Source organism: Acinetobacter sp. Z1 (genome assembly GCF_024296945.1).
GTDB lineage: Bacteria > Pseudomonadota > Gammaproteobacteria > Pseudomonadales > Moraxellaceae > Acinetobacter > Acinetobacter beijerinckii.
The window spans coordinates 1,568,329-1,587,563 of sequence record NZ_CP101115.1; the positions used below are offsets into that span (position 1 = coordinate 1,568,329).

Below are 19,235 nucleotides of genomic sequence, written 5' to 3' on the forward strand. Positions count from 1 at the left end.
TTAAAATTCTTTGAATTAGAATTGTAAGGTGTTAAATACGATATTGTCCTTTTGCTCACAGTTTATATACGAACTGTAAGGTGATTTAACATGCAGTAAGGTTTACCACATTAAATCATCAGGAATCACATAAGCTGCATACGGATCTTCTTCATCAGTCGCTTGGTCATTCTTTTCTGTATTCTTATTAATCAGAACAAATCCTTGCATTTTTTGGTCAATTTTATCGGCAAGTGCTTTAGGTAAAAAAGCATAGCTTTCCTGATCTTTAGCAATCACCAATGAGCCAGAAACTAAGGCATTATAAATTTGTTGATTGATATATACCTTTTTAATCTTGTTTTCATCAATAAATTGATAAGCCACATCACCTTCTGTTTGACCTACTTTATGCTGTTTGATCATTTGAATAATTGATGCTTTTAGCGCTTTTTGTTCTAAGATACGTTGTTTTTCAGAATCTAATGCCTGATCTTTCGCTAACTTTTCTTGTTTTGCTCGTTCAATTTCAGCTTTAATTTGAGCATCATCATTGTGACCTGTTTTTTGCTCATGTTGCGCTTGTTTAGTGAGTTTTTTCGCTTTTTTATTGTCTACTAAACCAGCCTTTAATAACTGAGCTTGCAATGCATTTTTAACCATAGTTCAATCCAGATGCGTTTTTGATGAAAAGCGAAAATATGCAACCCAATACGCTAAACTCAATGTCAGACTGAGTCCAGCAGGGACTAAAAATGTTTGTAATTTTAAATAAGGATAAAGCAAACTCGCAATAAGTCCACCAACTAAAAAACCCGAAAAAATGAGTAGATGTAAAAAAATACGACGATTTTCTACGTTTAGACCGCGAACTTTATATCCAATCGCTAAACCAATATCTGTTAATACGCCAGATAAATGGGTTGTACGGATAATTGCACCTTTATAATGGCTCACCATTGCATTTTGTACACCCATAGCAACACAAGCCCATAACAGTCCATATCGAGGAAAATAGGGCAGTAATAACCAAGTGAGAAACAAAAAGATAGCAACTAGACTTAAAGGGAAACCGTAGTGACGACCAAATGCACTATGGCTATTACCTAAAATTAGACCGCTATAAAATGAGCCGATAACAAAGCAAACAATGACTGAACTTAGATAGAAAAAATGTTCGGGTTGCCAGTTGAGTACGCTCATTGCAAGCATACTGACATTACCCGTCATATGCGAAACGGATTGATGAAGGACAGTGAATAAGCCTAAAACGTTTACCATTCCAGCATTCAGTGCGAGTAAAAAAGCACTTATTTGAATCCAGTTGGGTAAACGTTGTAACGGCATGAACCTACTCGTTTTAGCGGTTTCGGAAATCTACAGCGGCTGTAAATAAAACGTCAGTTGATGAGTTTAACGCAGTCTCAGTAGAATCTTGTAATACACTAATAATCATACCAATCGCAACAACTTGCATGGCAATTTCAGATGATATACCAAACAAACTACATGCAACTGGGATAAGTAATAAAGAACCACCAGCAACACCTGAAGCACCACAAGCAGAAACTGCTGCGACAACAGATAAAATAATCATGGTACTAAAATCAACATGAATACCCAGCGTATGAACTGTAGCAAGCGTTAAAACTGTAATGGTTACTGCTGCACCAGCCATATTGATTGTTGCGCCTAAAGGGATAGAAACACTCGCTGTGGCTGCATTTACACCAAGACGATGTGCTAAATCCAAATTCACAGGAATATTTGCAGCTGAGCTACGTGTAAAGAATGCGGTAATACCACTTTCTTTTAAGCACTTAAACACCAATGGGTACGGATTTTTTCTCATTGTTAATGCAACAAGAACTGGATTGATCACCAATGCAACAAAAAGCATTGTTCCAATCAAAACCATTAATAAGTGTGCATAACTTGATAGCGTTGCTAAGCCCGCATCTGCAAATGTAACTGCAACTAAGCCAAAGATACCAACAGGTGCAAAGCTGATCACGATATGAATGATTTTATTCACAGCATCAGCAACATCAGTTAATACTTGCTTGGTTGCATCAGAACTATGTCTAAGTGCTAAACCTAGACCGATAGCCCAAGCTAAAATACCAATAAAATTAGCATCACTAATGGCTTGAACAGGATTGGCTATAAAGCTTAATAGTAGATTTTTTAAGATCTCAGCAAGACTACCAGGCGCTTGTAGCTCTGATTGATTTGCTAAATGCAAAAATAATTGACTTGGAAAAATGATACTCGCAATAACCGCACTAAATGCAGCTAATAGCATTCCTGCTACATATAGAACCATCACTGGCTTTAAATTAGAATTCTGTCCAACTTTGAAATTTGCGATTGAAGAGAGAACCAATACAAATACTAAAATTGGCGCAACAGATTTCAATGCTTTGATGAACAATTCACCTAATAAACTTAAATAAGGTGTAAAGTTAGGAAATAGCAATGCCACGCCAATCCCTAAAAAAATAGCAATAATAATTTTGCTAACTAAACTTAAGCGAGACAATACATTAAACATATAAAAGCCTTATAAACCTGTATGTGGTTTAAGGTTAAACAAGCGCCGTATTCTATACCTAAGCACTCAGTATTTAAAAATTTTTTTTACAAGCAAATTACTTTAAAATTTATGTAAAAAATAAGATAATGTTTTTAAAGAAAAAATTATAAGAACAAGCTCTATCTTTTTGTATAAAAAAGCATCTCAAAGCAGGCTAATTATCGCTAGTTCTCACAGAGATTTCTTGGATTGCTTGATAGTGCGTTAAAAAAATCTGGCCTGTTAACTCTTTGATTAGCCTAGAGTCTAACAGTCGATCCATCACTGTACTTTTAACTTCTGATAAATGTAGTTGAATGGCGAGTATTGAAAGTTCTAGATTAAGTTCTTCCAACATTTCTAATGCGCTCAGATCGATATTGCTGATGCTCGAACAGTTGATAATGACATGTTGAATTTGATTATTTTTACTTAATTCTGTAATAACAGAACCTTTTAGCACATGAGCATTCAAAAAATTTAAATTTTCATCTACACGAAATGAAGAAATAGTTGGTATTGTAATTACATCATAACGTGAAACATTTCTAAAATGCTGTGTTCCTTCGACTAAGCCAATTTGAGCAATATGGGGACGACTAATTCGCCATAACAATAAAATGAAAGTTAAAATAATTCCGATCACTAATCCAGTGGAAATATCAATACATGTTACACCGATAAAAGTCGCTAACATTGCAAGCCCATCAGCTTTGGAGTATTTCCATGTTTCTATAAATGGGACTAAGCTTACTAACTTCCAAATAGAAACTAAAATGGTAGCGGCTAAAATTGCCAAAGGTAGATTTTGGAAAAAACCTGTAAAGTACAAACCCACAAAGATCATCAGTAATGATGAAAGTACACCTGACATTGGTGTTTTAGCGCCTGCATCAGCATTGACAATAGTTCTAGATAAACTTCCAGAAACAGCGAAACCGGAACTTATCCCAGCCGAAATATTTGCTAGACCGAGAGCAATCAATTCTTGATTACTATTTAAATCATCACGTTTTTTGATGGCGGTTGCTTGAGCAATTGCTAATGATTCTACAAAGCTAATCATGGCAATCATGAAAGCGCTTGGGAGTAAAGTTTTTACAAGTTCGATATTCCACGTTGGAAATTTAAGATCAGGCAAACCTGAAGGAATCATCCCGACGGTTTTTAAACCGTATTGATCTAAATTCAATAAGAAAACTATTCCGATAGAAAAAACGACTAATAGTAATGGGCTCAGTTTAATAATCACGTCATTTTTAAACAATTTTGGAATACAGACTAAGATGATAATTGCAGCTAAACTCGTACTGATCGTCAATAGATTGCTTAGATGAATATTTGGAATCAAGGTGCTAATAAATTCTGGAATATTATTTGCTTTTAAAGGAATGTCTAATAGAAATTTAATTTGTCCAAGCGCAATAAGCAAAGCTGAGGCGATAACAAAACTTTTGATTACAGGGTGGCTAATTAACTGAATTAAAAAGCCAAATCGAAAAAAGCCAAGTAGGAGTGAAATAAAGCCAACTAATATAGATAACAAACAAGCGGCTTCAATATACGCAACTGTACCTACAGGAAAAAGTGGATTTAAGGTCGCAAAAACCATCATCGAAATAATCGCCACAGGCCCGACAGAAAGGGTGGTGCTGCTACCGATGAATGCATAAATAATCATAGGTAAAATGCTGGCATAAATACCCATAATTGGAGGTAAACCTGCCAACATGGCATAAGCCATACCTTGCGGAACAAGCATTGTCAGTACGATGCATGCTGCAAAAAAATCTGACTTGAAGTTGGCTGAGCTATAGTTTTGTAGCCACTTAGAAGAGGGAAATAGATTTAATATTTTTTGATTTATAGAGTTCATGCATAAATCATCTAAAAATGTATTTATGCATATATTATGCAGAAAAAAAGCAAAGCAAACTGCATATAAATATAAAACTTAGATCAGTTTAGATGTTAGGACAATAATTCTGATAAAGCGTTGTAAGCACAACTTGTAACTTTGGATCACTGATTGAATAAAAAATTTGCTTTCCATCACGACGAGTACAAACAACATTACTCTTTCTTAACATCATGAGTTGTTGTGAAAGGGTAGGTTGAAAGATTTGAGTTAGCTCTTCAATTTGAGAAACATTTAATTCTTGTTTCGCTAAATGACACAAGATAATTAAACGATCTGTGTTTGCAAGAGATTTAAGTACATTGACAATTGAGCTTGCAGATTCTCTCATTGCTTCGATCTCAAGATCTTTTTGCATATTATCCTCACGATGTTTCAAGCGAACTTAGTATAAGGGCAGCAAAATTAAAAAATGTAGCAAAACTGAATAATTGCAATGGTTTTTTATGAAAAAGGATATAAGTAAAAGTAATAATGACTCTCATTTGTGTATGCCATTATATTTTTTTATTCAAAAGTGAGATTAAAGTCTCTATTTAATATTTTGGTCTATTTTTTAAGTGATTTCTATATTTAAAAATATGGTTGACGCTTAAAATTATTAAAAATAACTAAACAATAAAAATAAATTATTAATAACATTAATGAATATAAAAAAATTAAAAAAAAGTTTGTACTTTTTGAAAAAGTAGATATACTGATAATAAGACAGAACGATCTGTCTGCATAAAAAGGAGTGGGAGTGCTACTGTACTACCGCCAGAGGGTAATAATTTTATTATTCTTTTACAACTCAGACGCAAGCGTGAGCCACAATTATAACTATAAATCACGCTTTATTTTTTAATTTTCCTTATATATCAATTTTCCTTTAAATGACTCTTGATTCAAAGGAAAACTCTAACTTTTAAGCCAATTCTTTTTCAAAGTTGATTAAATGTTTTACACGTGTCCAGTATTCATCCATTTGGACAGAATTTTTATTTACATGAGCTTGAATGGTCATGCCATCCAAAATACTCACAATCAGTGTTGCTAGATGGGTCGGATTACGAATATCTAAATGTGTCAATAAACCGTGTACTAAATTGGTTAACCATATTTTATATTGAGTAGCTGGTTCCAAAGTAGAAGGATAAATTTTAATGACTTCTTCTAACGCTTTTTGAAACATGCAACCATTGAAGTCTTCGCTATGAAACCAAGCGTCATACCAAATGAATATTGCGTTGAGTTGTTCTAGATAATCATCTGGATTACATTCAGCTAAAGCTGCATTTAATGATGTTTGTAAATTTACGTTTCTTTGGAGTAAACACTCTTCAATTAGTTTCTCCTTGGAAGGGAAGTATTTATAAAAAGTCATTTTAGCGACATTAGATTCACTAATAATCCGATCAACTCCAATTGAATTATAGCTATGAGAGTTAAAAAGTCTTAATGCTGTGGTAATAATATCTTCTTTTTTTGACATATTTAGCCTCTAAGTCGCTCCCCATTACTAGAGCATAGTTTCGCATTCTGATATGCAATTTTGGCATGGGATTTTACATGCTATTTTGAAAATATCCTAGCGGAAAATAACAATATTTATGAATTGCGATTATTAGGTGAAATGTATTATTTATCGATAAAATTAACAAATTGAATTAGCTGTATTAATAATAATTTATTAAGTTGATTCTAGGTGGTTTATGATTGTTTATATTTTGATGTTATTAACTGGATTACAAAGATTTTAATTCCTCAATTGGTAAATGAGAAATATTCGTATTATTAAAGTGAGCCAGTATTTTTTTCAACTGACCCACAGATTTAAAATGATTGAGCTTATTCTTGTGGCAAGCTTGCGATTAAGTTCACAAAGTTTTGATAAAGTTGTGAGCGCTGTGTAGGCGTGTAAACAGAACGTTTGATTACGCCTTTGTCTGTAGAAATTGATAGATCAATATTTTGTGCGTTTCTGAGTTCATTAAGAAATGAGCTTGGAAGTATGAATGAATTTGATGATCTTCTTGGAATGAGTCGATTTATATATTTTTGCTCCGTCTTTGTCATGGCATCATAATTAAAAGATTTTCCATCAACGCTAAAGCTTATACTTTTTATGTCGTAATAGTCATATGTGCTTGTAAGTGAAACATCAATTTTAAGTTGTTCTCTTGTTTGTTTATCCCACGCTACAACGACTGTTGGACAAATTTCATTGGATTTACAATTTAAAGAACCAGCCGTCGCAAGATGATCCAAGGTTGTTGGTGATGTTGATTGATGTTGTAAGTTAGAACATCCACTCACAATACTTGCGAAGCACAATAAGCCTATTACTTTTTTCATAATTTCAATTCTCAGGTCTGTTCTGAATTTATTTGCTTAATGATGTAGTGTTGGGCCAAGAAATTCAAATGGTTTAGCCGTCTTAAATTGATTTGTCGCATCGCCAGCAAAAGTATTCTGCTGATCTTTACCTAAATCAAGTTTACGTGTAACACCGTCTTTAAAATTTATTTGCTTCAAATCAACCCAAAATACATTTGGCGATACTGCTGATTCAAAGAAATAAAGTTGCTGTTTATGATCCGCTACTGTTCTCCAACGAGTTGAAGAAATATTTGGTTCTTCGGCAGTGTTTAAACCAAAAGGAACGGAAGCATTTCTAATCACACTAAATACAGATGCGATTGCTTCTTTGGGGTTATCATTTTTAGGAATTGCATTGATATAAAAAGACGCACGAGCGAAACGGTCTGCTGCACGATTTGTGCCGGGGAGCATTATTGTGCCGCCAATTTGTTGCCAGTAGGTGTTTAATGCTAACTGTTGGTCAAAGATAGGCGAGTTGGTCATAACTTGATATTTTTTGTTGTGATGAATAACTTGTTTTCCGTTGATATATTCAATAATCGCGCTATCACCGGTCTTATCAGAAATAGATAAATGAAGAGTCGCTAATCGTTGTTCTCCAGGAACAGCATCTGTGATTAGTGTAAAAGGTTCTTTTTCTAAAGCAGATACTGCTTCAGCAACAGTTGCATAATTATCAAGTACGTATTGAGCCCAAGCAGAAATACTTAATTGTGGTTTATTCGATTGTTTACTATCAGGATATTGGGATTCAACTAGCCATAACACATTTGCGACTAATCCTGCTTCATTCATACCATCTGTTGTTGATATATCGTATCCAGAAGCAATCACGCTGCCGTACTTTGATTTCCATTTCAGAGATTTCGAACCTGCATTACTATCACGCTCTACACCACTTGGCATGATCCAAAGATTAGTTCCGACATCCACTTTCCAGTCCATAGATCGACCTGTAATAATGTGATTGTCATTACCTAAATATACGGCTCTTGTACATGCTTGAACTGTTTGAAAAAATAATGACGATGCGATGAATGAACAAAGTAATGTTTTTTTCAACATGTTGATCTCCACATTTTTTAATCAAGAATTATTTAAAATTAATATATGTTTTTAGCTTATCAGTAATTAGTTTATAAATATTTTATTAGTATTCAATCTCTAAAATGTAATATTGGTAAAAAGAAAGACTTCTGAATGTGACTGGAATTGATAAAAAAGCAAAAACTTTTCTTATCTAATTCAACCATGATCCAGAAGCCTAAATTTGGTTTAGTTTGGTGGTAATAACATCAAGATTGCATTGTTTAAAAGTAGAGCGATATCTTCCAAGATTTCATCTTGGTTCAAGTTTTCATCAAACATCAAAACTTTTCCATCTGCAATCTGTTTTAGTGTCGATGCGAAAGACTCTGAAATGCAAATATTCTCACCATTCGCCCAAAAATCTAAAACTTCATTCTGATTTCTATAAAGAAGTCTCGATGCTGGTTCGAGTATTAGTTGATAACCAGTGCCTACAACCTCTAATAAATCATTTGCCTCAATTTCTTCAGGTTCTGGAATACTATTTGGGTAGTTCGATTCGCTCATATAAGACATGATTGCCGCATCAAACTCTGGAGCTGTGCTGAGGTAGTTAAGTAACTCAGTTTTTAAATAGGAAAATTCAGTACTGTTAATTTCCCCAAGATTTTCAGTTTGTTGGCGTGCAATATCCAACAAAGGGTTTTTGAGAGAATCATTTTCTGCAAACTTATCACTGACTTGATCTATCATTTCTGAAAGATTTGGCATGCGGAAACCGAAAGAAAACGTTAAACAGTCATCTTCAGCCACACCATAATGAGCAAGCCCAGGGGGAACATAAAGTAAGTCGCCAGGAGCAAGCACTTCATCAAAATGAACATCTATTTCTGTAAGCAGTTTTAATGGTTGGTCTGGTAAAAACTCAGTTGATTCATTGCACATTTGACCTAACTGCCAACGACGATGACCATAACCTTGCACTAAAAAAACATCATAAAAATCAAAGTGCTTTCCTACAGAACCTCCTTTAGGTGCATAAGACACCATGATGTCATCACGACGCCATTGTGGAATAAAAGGAAATTTTTTCCAAAGTTCTGCAATATCAAATGAATAGTGATCGACTGCTTGAACTAAAATAGTCCATAAATTAGGTAGTTTTTGAAAATCACCTTTGGTGAGTGGAGATGATTTAACATGCCATTCATTTGGATTTTTATTTTTTTGACGAATTAAGCGGGCAGTAACATCCTCTTCCAGAGCCAGCTCTTGTACATCTTCTGGCTCTAATAATCCAATAATTTCAGGTAGAGCATTACGTACCAGCAGTGGTTTTTTTTGCCAATATTCATTAAGAAATTCTTCTGCGGTGATACCGCCGAGTACCGTTAAAGATTGTGACATGGTGAGTGAAACCAAAATATTTAAATTGGCGCGTATTCTCCCTTGAGTTGAATATTGACGCAAGTCTTGTCTGCATAAGATGAAATAGTCATTAAAAGTTAGAGAATGTATTTAAACTTGATCAATTAGAAACGTATTCGTTTACAGTCCTTTCAAAAAAACAGTATGCTTAACATGCAGAGAGGAGCATACATGTATCAAGTACTGGCAAGAAAATACCGTCCACGTAATTTCAATGAGTTAGTGGGGCAAAATCATGTTTCGCGTGCTTTAACCAGCGCATTGGAACGTGGACGTTTGCATCATGCTTATTTGTTTACGGGAACACGTGGAGTTGGTAAAACCACGATTGCACGTATTTTAGCCAAATGCTTGAACTGTGAGATAGGTGTAACCTCAACACCATGCGAAGTGTGCGCAACGTGTAAGGCGGTGAATGAAGGTCGTTTTATTGATTTGATTGAAATCGACGCAGCTTCGCGTACTAAGGTTGAAGATACCCGTGAATTACTTGATAACGTACCTTATGCACCAACCCAAGGCCGCTTCAAAGTTTATTTGATCGATGAAGTGCATATGCTTTCAACGCATTCATTCAATGCTTTACTTAAAACTTTAGAAGAGCCACCTGAGCACGTAAAGTTTCTATTTGCGACTACAGATCCACAAAAGTTACCGATCACCGTTATCTCGCGCTGTTTACAGTTTACTTTGCGTCCTTTAGCTGTTGATGAAATCACAACACATCTAAGTTCTATTTTAAATAAAGAACATATCGAAGCAGATCAAGACGCCATTTGGCAAATTGCAGAATCAGCACAAGGTTCATTGCGTGATGCTTTGTCATTAACTGATCAAGCGATTGCTTATGGTCAGGGTGCTGTGCATCATCAAGATGTAAAAGAAATGTTAGGGTTGATTGATCGAACTATTATTTATGATTTGATTTTAGCGATTCATCAAAATCAGCAAGCGCGTGTTAGTCAGTTACTGTTGCAATTTCGGCAGCAAGCCTTAGATGTGTCTTTGGTACTAGATCAATTAGTTTCAACACTACATGAACTGGCTTTATTGCAATATTTACCAGATCTTGCTTTGAAATATAGTGAAGAAATTAATCAAAAAATTATTCAACTTTCAAAATTAATCTCTGCTCAAGACTTACAACTTTATTATCAAATTGCTTGTAAAGGGCGAACAGAACTTCAGCTTGCAGTGACGCAAGAGCAAGGTTTTGAAATGACTGTCTTGCGTTTACTTGCGTTTAGACCGTTATCCGTTAATGAAATCGTTGTCAGTGCAACGAGTGAAGCTAAAATAGAACCATCAATAATATTGCATGAGACGTCAAAGGTTCAAATTGAGCAATCTGAACAAGATTTTCAGACGTTTGAAAATAAGTTTGATGAGAAACTAGATCAGGTTAGTGTTGAACCTGAACCTGAACCTGAACCTGAACCTGAACCTGAACCTGAACCTGAACCTGAACCTGAACCTGAACCTGAACCTGAACCTGCTGCGCAAAATCTAAATAGTAATATGATGGTTTTTGATGTGTGTGCAGGGCAATTGGTTGAATTAGACACTTCAGCAGAAGTAAGCAACGTTCAAGCTGAATTTATAAACTCAGAAGATGTGTTGATTTTTCCTGTTGAAGATAATATTCGGGAACACGTTGATATTCAGCAAAATGAACAGCGCGTTGATTTACTGTTAGATGTAGTTGAGGAGACACCTTTTTCAGTAGAATCTGTAGATATTAAACAACAGCAGTCAGTTACAAGTTTAGAAGAACAGCATAAAGCTGAATCGACTGATTTAATGCCACAAGATATTCTAAAATTGCGTGAACAAGTTCTAGAGGGTGAGTGGAATTTAGAGAAGTGGGAATATTGGTTTAGAACCAGTCAACTTTCACCAGCAGTGCAAGAGTTAGCACAGCATGGTGTTATGCAAGGACAAATAAATGGTTCATCGATCTTTCAAATTCCACAGGAATATGAGGGCATGCTCTCTCAATTGCAGCATGGGCTAGAAGATGCCTTAAAAGTACAGTGGCCAAATACCCAATTTAACGTTGAGTATGCTGAAGTAGACTCAAATACACCTTTGATGATGCAAAATGCGCGCAAGCAAAAAGCGTTTAATCGTGCGGTTGAGTTGTTACATAAAGAACCGACCATCAAAAGTCTAGTTGATATATTTGATGCTGAACTTCAAAATATTCAATTAAAATTATAGAAGGTATACAAGTCAGTATCTTTTTATATATTTCTTAATGATTTTTATAGAAAAATACTGACGATTATGCTAAAAATGATACGTTGATATGAGCAGAGAAATTTTAGAACTCTTGCTCTATAGGAACGTATTAATTGAGTTTATTCTAATCAAATTAATATTGTAGACACCCTAAAAATATCAAGTGAAATAATAAAACTGCATAAATTTTAATTGAACAATGGGGTATATCACTAGTTTTAGTAGCAAAGTTAAAAGTGTTGATTTTAAAAACTGAAAACAATTTTCTTTCTATAAATAAAATTGCATCTGTTTTGGATTGAATATTAGAAAATTGAAGTCATCAATTTATATATTCATGGAATAACAAACGTAATCATTTTTTTCTTTGCAAAGTTCAATTGTCATCGCGTTTATTTAATTTTAAAACTTTAGCTTTACATGTTTGAGTAATCTGATTATGCGTCGTTTGCCTGTTTATATTTTGTTGGATACGTCTGGGTCTATGCGAGGTGAGCCGATTCACTCAGTGAATGTCGGATTGCAGTCCATGTTGAGTGCACTGCGTCAAGATCCTTATGCATTAGAAAGTGTTTATTTAAGTATTATTACCTTTGATTTAGAAGCAAAAATTTATTTATCTTTAACTCCTTTAGATCAAGTTCAATTCGCCGAAATTCAAGCACCCAGTGCAGGAGCAACCTTTATGGGTGCTGCCTTGGAGCTTCTTGCTGAATGCGTCAATCAGCAGGTGCAAACAAGTACAACGGATGAGAAAGGTGATTGGCGACCTTTATTATTCATTATGACTGACGGTTCGCCCTCTGATATTTATGCTTATCAACAGGTTATTCCTGTGATTCAACAATTTAATTTTGCCAGTATTGTAGCTTGTGCTGCTGGACCAAAAGCGAAACAAGAGCACTTATTGCAACTCACGGATAAGGTCGTGGTATTGGATACCATGGATGCGGCTTCATTTGCTGGATTTTTTAAATGGGTCTCAGCCAGTGTGGTTGCTGGAAGTAGTAGTGCGGGTATTTCAGGTTCGATTTCATTGCCGCCACCTCCGCCTGAAGTACAGTTGGTTTTGTAATTCGATCATCAATCATTAAGGACAAAAGATGCGCCGTTTACCTGTTTTTTTTGTACTGGATTGTTCTGAGTCTATGGCTGGGCAGAATATCCAACAGATGCAGCAAGGCATCCAGTTGATTATGCAGCAATTGCGCAAAGATCCTTATGCTTTGGAAACGGTTTATGTTTCGGTGATTGCCTTTGCTGGGCTAGTTCGAACACTAGTTCCATTGGTTGAAGTCTTTGCCTATTATCCTGTGAAACTACCTTTGGGTGGTGGTACACATTTAGGCAAAGCATTAGAACATTTAATGAATGAATTTGATCGCCATTTAATAAAAACCACTGAGGACACCAAAGGTGATTGGAAACCTGTGGTGTATTTATTTACAGATGGTCGTCCAACAGATGAATGTAAAGATGCGATTTATCGTTGGCAGAAAAAATATACTCGACGCTGCACTTTAATTGCTTTAGGCATGGGCAAAAATGTGGATTATCAAATCCTAAAGCAATTAACTGAGCATTGTATTGCCTTTGATGAATTGAATGAGCATGATTTTAAAAAGTTTTTCCAATGGATCAGTGCTTCTGTATTAGCACAAAGTAAGAGTATTGGTGATGGACAGGAACATAATCATTTACCAAGCTTAGATGAAAGTTTTATGCGTTTAGTAAAAGATCTTCCTGCAAAAAATACTTTGGTGGATGAAAACTGTGTCACCTTTGTTGGGCGTTGCGCGAAACTCAATCGTCCTTATCTGATGAAATATGAGCGAGAAATTCAGTACAAAGCGCCACAGGATTTAAATATCGAACTTAATTTGTATCATTTTCAATTAACTGAATGTTGCAAAATAGATGAAGACTATTTTACGTGGTCTGATCAGAGTCAGCATCAGCAACAAGTCAATACAACCTTGCTACAAGGTGCACCCGAATGTCCACATTGTTTGGCTGATACTGCATTTGCAATGTGTGGTTGTGGTCAATTGATGTGTTATGACGGGTTTAGTGAAGAAGCAATATGTCCGTGGTGTCGCCGCCAAGTTCGCTTTGGTTATGGTGGAATTGATGGTTTCGATGTACAACGAGGGCGTGGCTAAAATAGCCATAAGGAATAAGCATGTCTCAAGTTTTACATCCAGAGATACAAAGCGCTTTCACTGATTTATTAACGCAATTATTACAAGATAAATCCCAATCAACTGACTTAGGCGAAATTGCCGAATGGATCAGTCAGTTGCTCAAAAACAAACGTATTTATAATGCTTATTATGATTTGGCTGAAGAGATTTATGATGCGAGAGCTTTCCAATGTGAGCAACTTCCATATTTTCATCAAACTCAGCTATACCATATTTTGCGAGAAGGGCGACAAGCCATTTATTTACCTTGTCAAAATGGTTTAAGCAGTTTCTATCAGCAGTGTGATAGTGAAATAGTAGCTGTAAATGAAGAAAATCATGAACATCTTGAAAGCTCGCCATCAGAGCGGGATAAAAAGAATACTAATGACTTTAATTCGATGACTGATACTCAATTTGGAATGATTACGCCTTATCCGTCAAGTGAAGATGCAACTTCAGTCGATATTGTAAAAATGGTGAAAAAAATGCCTTATTTTCAGATTCCAAATGCACGTGTTGGGCAGATTTATCAAGCCAAGATTCAAATGCAACATCCTATAAAACAACCAGTCTATATTTGTGCCGATCGTATTGAAATCTCAGATGACTTAGGTCTGTGTTTTAATCAGGACATGCAGCAGTTACAAGGAACTCCGTTGCAGGCAGGTGAGTTCAAATTAAATTTCCAATATAAAATCAATCAAGAACAAGTCGATTGGCAGCAAGGTGAAGTCACGTTCATTGTAACGCCTGATCCACGAAGCTTATGGCAAATCAATGAGCCAGACGCGAATGAACCCTATCAGAAAAGTCACAGCGATTCCGATTATATTCAAGCAGAGAATTTTAAGATTGCTGCTTCGAGTCAACGAGGGCGTTCACATGAGCATGCAGGAAGCTTTCGTGATGATGATTTGCTGATTAAGCAAATAGACAATAGTGATTGGGCAATTTTAATCGTGGCGGATGGTGCGGGTAGCGCTGATTTTTCTCGGCGTGGTTCGCAACTGGCAGTGCAGTCTATGGGACAGATATTGCTTGACGATTTAAAGCAGCGACAAGCGCACTTAGATCAACTGATAGCAGGCTGGCAAGTTGCAGAAGTCGATCAACAATTGCAAGCTTTAGGTCAGCAATTGCAGGATTTATTTTATCAAGCAGCATTGACTGCCGTTGAGGCGATTGAACATGAAGCACATCAGCAGCAAGTGGATGTAAAGAAATTTTCTACGACATTACTAGCTGCAATCGTGAAACAACAACCTGAACGAACACTGATCAGTAGTTTTTGGATTGGGGATGGTGCAATTGCCGTCTATAGCCCTGATAAAATACGATTGATGGGCAAACCTGATGGTGGAGAGTTTGCAGGTCAAACTCGATTTTTATCTCGGCAAGTAGTCAATCAATTTAGCGCACAGGTAAATATTGGTTATTTCCAAGACTGCCAAGCGGTATTGCTGATGACCGATGGTATTTCAGACCCACGTTTTGAAACAGATGCAGGTTTGAATAATCTGCAAAAATGGCAACAGCTATGGCAAGAGATCCAGCCAAAATTACAGCATGAAAAACCAGATCAAGCTTTATTGGAATGGTCAAAATTCTTTAGTGCAGGGCATCATGATGATCGTACTTTGGCGGTTTTATGGCAAGATTCATTGCAAAAAAAGGTTGATGAGAACGATGATCAAAAAAGTTCAGAACTGAATGTACATGATAAGCCGCTTAGAGGTTAAAGATGAATAAAATCATTCAATGTCAAACTCTAGATGGTCGGTCGATTGCATTTGTGGATGAAGTGATTGGCTCAGGCGCGATGAAAGATGTGTATTTTTCACCTGATAAATCTTATGTCGTCTGTTTTTTTACGAAAGAGAAAAATAGTTTTTATCAATCACAAGCAGAATTAGAGCGTCAAAAAGATCGTTTAAAAGAAATTGTCGGCAATAAATGGCAAGGAATTTTTAATAGTGCAGGCGGTGACTATTGGAAAAATGTGTTCTGTTGGCCCGATGGTTTGGTGGAATATAATGGTTTGCTTGGAATCACAGCTCCTACCTATCAACAGCCATTTTTCTTTGAATTTGGTTCAAAAAATGATGATTTTTTGGGGATTAAAGGTAAAGAAAAAGAAGGTAAATGGTTTGCAAGTGCCAATAATCAAAATCGTTTTTTAGATGAACGAGAAAAAGGTACATGGCTGAATTATTTAAAAATTTGTATTCTGATTGCCCGTGCAGTACGGCGTATGCATGCAGCAGGCTTAGCACATTCTGATTTATCGTATAAGAATATTCTAATCGATCCTGTGACGGGTCGTGCTTGTGTGATTGATGTAGATGGTTTGGTTGTTCCAAGTAAATATCCCCCCGATGTTGTGGGAACACCTGATTTTATTGCGCCTGAAGTCATACAGACCAATCATTTGACAAAGGATGATCCAGCACGGCATTTGCCAAACATCATGACAGATCGGCATGCTTTAGCGGTGTTGATTTATATGTATCTGCTCTATCGACATCCACTACGTGGCGGTTTGGTGCATGATCTCAATGATCCTCAACGAGATGAAAATCTAGCAATGGGTGAACAAGCTTTATTTATTGAGCATCCAACGGATCATCGTAATCGAGTTAAAGTAAGTCAGGTGCGTCCGAGTGCTTTACCGTGGGCTGATCCAGAAAAAATTCCTTATGATGTGACAGGCCCTTATCTTAAAGATTTATTTTTAAAAAGTTTTGTGACAGGTTTACATCAACCACAACAACGTCCCTCAGCAAATGACTGGGAAACTGCTTTGGTTAAAACTGTTGATTTAATTCAACCTTGTCTCAATACGGATTGCAGCCAAAAATGGTATGTTTTTGATAATACGACACAACCCATATGTCCTTTCTGCGGTACTCAATTTAAAGGACAATTACCTGTTTTAAATTTATACTCAGCGCGTCAAGAAGGGAGTTTTAGACCAGACAATCATCGGCTAATGGTATGGACAGGGCAGTCAATTTATCAGTGGCATGCAAATAGTCTGATCGCCCCTAATGAGCGTCTGACTGCTGAGCAAACTAAACGTGTGGGTTATTTTATTTTTCATCAAGAGCAATGGTGGTTGGTCAATGAAAATTTACCTGATCTGATGGATGTGGCGACCAAGACAGTCGTGCCGATTGGTTCAAAAATTGAATTAACAGATGGCAAGCAAATTTTATTATCCCGTCAGGATGGCGGGCGTTTAGTGGTGGTTCAGATGGTAGTGTGTTCTTCATGATAAAGTTAAATTTAAATGTTCCACAAATTGATGAAACAAAGGTTATTTCTCCGCATTCAATTGGAATTTGGTTTACTCAAGCACATTCTTGTCAAAGAGATTTGGTCTTAGCTGCAAAGCAGTTGCGCTCAGATTTTCCGATTCACGTTATTGCATCACATCAAGATTTGCGCCCTGAAATTACATCTGTAGCCGATATTGCCTTACAAGAACCTGTTTTGTCAGAACGAGTAGAATGGGTATTGGAGCAAGCACAGCGTTTACAGGTTAAATTGATTGTTGCTGGACGATTTGGACGTATTTACTTAGAGCAAAAGCATCGTTTTGATGCACTTGGTATTCGTTTAATGGCGGGATGTGACACTGCTGAAAATGTAGGACAGCTACATGATAAATCAGCATTTACTCAAATTTGTACTGAACATGGTATTCCTGTAGTTCCTGCAACAACGGTTGAAACAGCGGATCAATTACAAGCTGCTTATGATAAATGGTCAGCCGAAGGTGCGGTATGTGTGAAGCCTGTGACAGGCGTGTTTGCTTCAGGATTCTGGCGTTTAGACCCAAACGCTACGCCGTTTGATATGTTTCACAACAGCCAAAATTTTAAAGCCCATCCGCAGACTTTTATAGAAAGTTATCGCCAGCTCCCACAAACGCCTGCCTACTTGGTGATGCCATTTTTATCTGGGCATGAATGTTCTGTCGATATGTTCTGCGTTCATGGTGAAGTGCGTTATGCCGTGGCTCGTTATAAACATCGTGGTGATTATCAAACCTTAACTTTAGATGATCCTGCGATTGATCTTGGGCGACGTGTAGCACGTTTATTTCATTGTGATGGTTTAGTGAATATGCAAGCACGCTATAACCATGTCGGTGAACTCTATATTTTAGAAGTCAATCCACGACCTTCAGGTGGAATTAGTCACACCTTTCATAGTGGTGTTAATTTAGTGCTTGCTCTTATTTCAGAGTTTCTTGAGCATGAGTACCAAGCGGAAGTTATGCCTAGCAATATAACAGTTCGAAATATTAGTCAAAGCCTGCAAGTTTAACTTCCAGATTTGATCGCTAAATATACCTTTTTACTGATTTGAATGATAAAGCTTTATGATTAAGATTGAATTGCAGCGCGGCACATTAACCTTACAACCTAGCAAAGATAATGTATGGCAATGGCAAGATTTATTAGGTTTTGCCGAACGTATTAACCCAAAACGTGCTTTTTTATTTGTATCAAAAGTATTGGGTCGGCATATTCCAGTGAGTCCTGTGATTATTCGCCAAGCTTTTACTGATTTAGCCCTACAAGTTCCTGCAAATTTACCTGAACCTGTTTTGGTGATTGGGATGGCAGAAACAGCGGTTGGTTTGGGTGCTGGTGTTCATCAGGTGTTACAAAAACAATATCCTGATGCTTTGTATGCCACAACGACTCGACATCCAGTAGCAGATGCACCATTACTCGTTCGTTTTTTAGAAGAACACAGTCATGCGCAAGATCAATTGTTATATAGCTCTGCTGATCCAGAAATTCATGCTCAGATATTAGTGAGTAAGAGTATTGTTCTCGTTGATGATGAAGCTTCGACAGGGAAAACCTTTATTAATCTCATCTCAGCTTTGCAGCAAGCAGGTTTAAATGAAATTTCGCATGTGGTGACTGCAACTTTAGCGGATTGGTCATCAGGGATTCATATTTCGGGTCTAGAGTGTCAATCTGTGGCGCTAATGACTGGCACATGGCAATGGCAAGATGCTGAAAATCCAAAAAAAATTGAGATGCCAAAAGTCGATACGATTGCATTTGGTGAGTTTGAAGCTTTAGAGCAACCGACATGGGGACGCTTACCAGTGAAGGATACGACTGCACATATTCGACTCTCTGCTCAAGCACAAGAACGAATCTTGGTTTTAGGCAGTGGTGAATATGTTTGGTCTTCTTTTTTATTGGCAGAACATTTACACCAACAAGGTGCTAATGTGAAATTCAGCGCAATTACACGTTCGCCAATCGCAGAAGGACATGCGATTCAGTCGGCCTTGGCATTTTCGGATAACTATGGTCTAGGTATTCAAAACTTTGTCTACAATATCAACCCATTAGATTATGATCGTATCCTTATTACGGTTGAAACGACAAAAGACTCAGTGGCGACCGAGTTATTAGCTGCATTGCCAAATGCTGAAGTGATTAGTGCTGTAGATTACCCTCACCATATTTCTTAATTGTATGTT

At 36.6% G+C, this 19,235-nt stretch carries 16 protein-coding genes; 7 read left to right on the plus strand and 9 right to left on the minus strand.

The features are described from left to right. Positions 1-102: 102 nt before the first annotated feature. The 9 genes from NGC85_RS07295 to NGC85_RS07335 all read right to left on the minus strand — a co-directional run bounded on the left by NGC85_RS07295 (position 103) and on the right by NGC85_RS07335 (position 9,272). Positions 103-642: a DUF2058 domain-containing protein gene (locus NGC85_RS07295; RefSeq protein ID WP_254805371.1), complete on the minus strand. Its 540-nt coding sequence runs from the start codon at positions 640-642 to the stop codon at positions 103-105. Between the two features lie 3 nt (positions 643-645). Then, complete coding sequence (locus tag NGC85_RS07300) at positions 646-1,326, minus strand: YoaK family protein (RefSeq protein WP_254805372.1); 681 nt, start codon at positions 1,324-1,326, stop codon at positions 646-648. A gap of 13 nt (positions 1,327-1,339) precedes the next feature. Continuing rightward, complete coding sequence (gene sstT, locus NGC85_RS07305; protein WP_254805373.1) at positions 1,340-2,533, minus strand: serine/threonine transporter SstT; 1,194 nt, start codon at positions 2,531-2,533, stop codon at positions 1,340-1,342. 196 nt (positions 2,534-2,729) lie between these two features. Continuing rightward, complete coding sequence (locus NGC85_RS07310) at positions 2,730-4,430, minus strand: SulP family inorganic anion transporter (protein ID WP_254805374.1); 1,701 nt, start codon at positions 4,428-4,430, stop codon at positions 2,730-2,732. 88 nt (positions 4,431-4,518) lie between these two features. Next, positions 4,519-4,830 (minus strand): metalloregulator ArsR/SmtB family transcription factor, encoded by a 312-nt coding sequence (locus tag NGC85_RS07315; RefSeq protein WP_005054304.1) that lies wholly within the window; start codon positions 4,828-4,830, stop codon positions 4,519-4,521. 549 nt (positions 4,831-5,379) lie between these two features. Further along, positions 5,380-5,946, minus strand: coding sequence for a TetR/AcrR family transcriptional regulator (locus NGC85_RS07320; RefSeq protein ID WP_254805375.1), 567 nt, complete (start codon positions 5,944-5,946; stop codon positions 5,380-5,382). Positions 5,947-6,302: 356 nt separating this feature from the next. Further along, positions 6,303-6,809 carry a hypothetical protein gene (locus NGC85_RS07325; RefSeq protein ID WP_254805376.1) on the minus strand — a complete coding sequence of 169 codons (507 nt, stop codon included), beginning with the start codon at positions 6,807-6,809 and terminating at the stop codon, positions 6,303-6,305. A gap of 36 nt (positions 6,810-6,845) precedes the next feature. Further along, positions 6,846-7,901: a linear amide C-N hydrolase gene (locus tag NGC85_RS07330; protein ID WP_254805377.1), complete on the minus strand. Its 1,056-nt coding sequence runs from the start codon at positions 7,899-7,901 to the stop codon at positions 6,846-6,848. Between the two features lie 210 nt (positions 7,902-8,111). Then, positions 8,112-9,272, minus strand: a complete 1,161-nt coding sequence (locus NGC85_RS07335) for a cupin domain-containing protein (RefSeq protein ID WP_254805378.1) — start codon at positions 9,270-9,272, stop codon at positions 8,112-8,114. A gap of 192 nt (positions 9,273-9,464) precedes the next feature. Between NGC85_RS07335 and dnaX the strand changes: the two genes are divergently transcribed. From dnaX to NGC85_RS07370, 7 genes are all read left to right on the plus strand, one after another. Beyond that, positions 9,465-11,513, plus strand: coding sequence for a DNA polymerase III subunit gamma/tau (dnaX, locus tag NGC85_RS07340; protein WP_254805379.1), 2,049 nt, complete (start codon positions 9,465-9,467; stop codon positions 11,511-11,513). A gap of 460 nt (positions 11,514-11,973) precedes the next feature. Beyond that, positions 11,974-12,609 (plus strand): VWA domain-containing protein, encoded by a 636-nt coding sequence (locus tag NGC85_RS07345; protein WP_254805380.1) that lies wholly within the window; start codon positions 11,974-11,976, stop codon positions 12,607-12,609. Positions 12,610-12,637: 28 nt separating this feature from the next. Further along, a complete protein-coding gene (locus NGC85_RS07350) occupies positions 12,638-13,696 on the plus strand; it encodes a TerY-C metal binding domain-containing protein (RefSeq protein ID WP_254805381.1) in 1,059 nt (352 codons plus the stop codon). A gap of 20 nt (positions 13,697-13,716) precedes the next feature. Continuing rightward, positions 13,717-15,459, plus strand: a complete 1,743-nt coding sequence (locus NGC85_RS07355; protein WP_254805382.1) for a PP2C family serine/threonine-protein phosphatase — start codon at positions 13,717-13,719, stop codon at positions 15,457-15,459. A 2-nt stretch (positions 15,460-15,461) separates the two neighbouring features. Then, positions 15,462-16,994 carry a helix-hairpin-helix domain-containing protein gene (locus NGC85_RS07360; RefSeq protein WP_254805383.1) on the plus strand — a complete coding sequence of 511 codons (1,533 nt, stop codon included), beginning with the start codon at positions 15,462-15,464 and terminating at the stop codon, positions 16,992-16,994. Beyond that, positions 16,991-18,052 carry an ATP-grasp domain-containing protein gene (locus tag NGC85_RS07365; protein WP_254805384.1) on the plus strand — a complete coding sequence of 354 codons (1,062 nt, stop codon included), beginning with the start codon at positions 16,991-16,993 and terminating at the stop codon, positions 18,050-18,052. The genes NGC85_RS07360 and NGC85_RS07365 overlap by 4 nt, the downstream gene beginning before the upstream one ends. A gap of 55 nt (positions 18,053-18,107) precedes the next feature. Continuing rightward, positions 18,108-19,226 (plus strand): phosphoribosyltransferase domain-containing protein, encoded by a 1,119-nt coding sequence (locus tag NGC85_RS07370; RefSeq protein WP_254805385.1) that lies wholly within the window; start codon positions 18,108-18,110, stop codon positions 19,224-19,226. Positions 19,227-19,235: the final 9 nt, after the last annotated feature.

Coding starts and splice junctions, on each gene's coding strand:
- NGC85_RS07295 (WP_254805371.1), bottom strand. CDS start 642: ATGGTTAAAAATGCATTGCAAGCTCAGTTATTAAAGGCTGGTTTAGTA.
- NGC85_RS07300 (WP_254805372.1), bottom strand. CDS start 1,326: ATGCCGTTACAACGTTTACCCAACTGGATTCAAATAAGTGCTTTTTTA.
- sstT (WP_254805373.1), bottom strand. CDS start 2,533: ATGTTTAATGTATTGTCTCGCTTAAGTTTAGTTAGCAAAATTATTATT.
- NGC85_RS07310 (WP_254805374.1), bottom strand. CDS start 4,430: ATGAACTCTATAAATCAAAAAATATTAAATCTATTTCCCTCTTCTAAG.
- NGC85_RS07315 (WP_005054304.1), bottom strand. CDS start 4,830: ATGCAAAAAGATCTTGAGATCGAAGCAATGAGAGAATCTGCAAGCTCA.
- NGC85_RS07320 (WP_254805375.1), bottom strand. CDS start 5,946: ATGTCAAAAAAAGAAGATATTATTACCACAGCATTAAGACTTTTTAAC.
- NGC85_RS07325 (WP_254805376.1), bottom strand. CDS start 6,809: ATGAAAAAAGTAATAGGCTTATTGTGCTTCGCAAGTATTGTGAGTGGA.
- NGC85_RS07330 (WP_254805377.1), bottom strand. CDS start 7,901: ATGTTGAAAAAAACATTACTTTGTTCATTCATCGCATCGTCATTATTT.
- NGC85_RS07335 (WP_254805378.1), bottom strand. CDS start 9,272: ATGTCACAATCTTTAACGGTACTCGGCGGTATCACCGCAGAAGAATTT.
- dnaX (WP_254805379.1), top strand. CDS start 9,465: ATGTATCAAGTACTGGCAAGAAAATACCGTCCACGTAATTTCAATGAG.
- NGC85_RS07345 (WP_254805380.1), top strand. CDS start 11,974: ATGCGTCGTTTGCCTGTTTATATTTTGTTGGATACGTCTGGGTCTATG.
- NGC85_RS07350 (WP_254805381.1), top strand. CDS start 12,638: ATGCGCCGTTTACCTGTTTTTTTTGTACTGGATTGTTCTGAGTCTATG.
- NGC85_RS07355 (WP_254805382.1), top strand. CDS start 13,717: ATGTCTCAAGTTTTACATCCAGAGATACAAAGCGCTTTCACTGATTTA.
- NGC85_RS07360 (WP_254805383.1), top strand. CDS start 15,462: ATGAATAAAATCATTCAATGTCAAACTCTAGATGGTCGGTCGATTGCA.
- NGC85_RS07365 (WP_254805384.1), top strand. CDS start 16,991: ATGATAAAGTTAAATTTAAATGTTCCACAAATTGATGAAACAAAGGTT.
- NGC85_RS07370 (WP_254805385.1), top strand. CDS start 18,108: ATGATTAAGATTGAATTGCAGCGCGGCACATTAACCTTACAACCTAGC.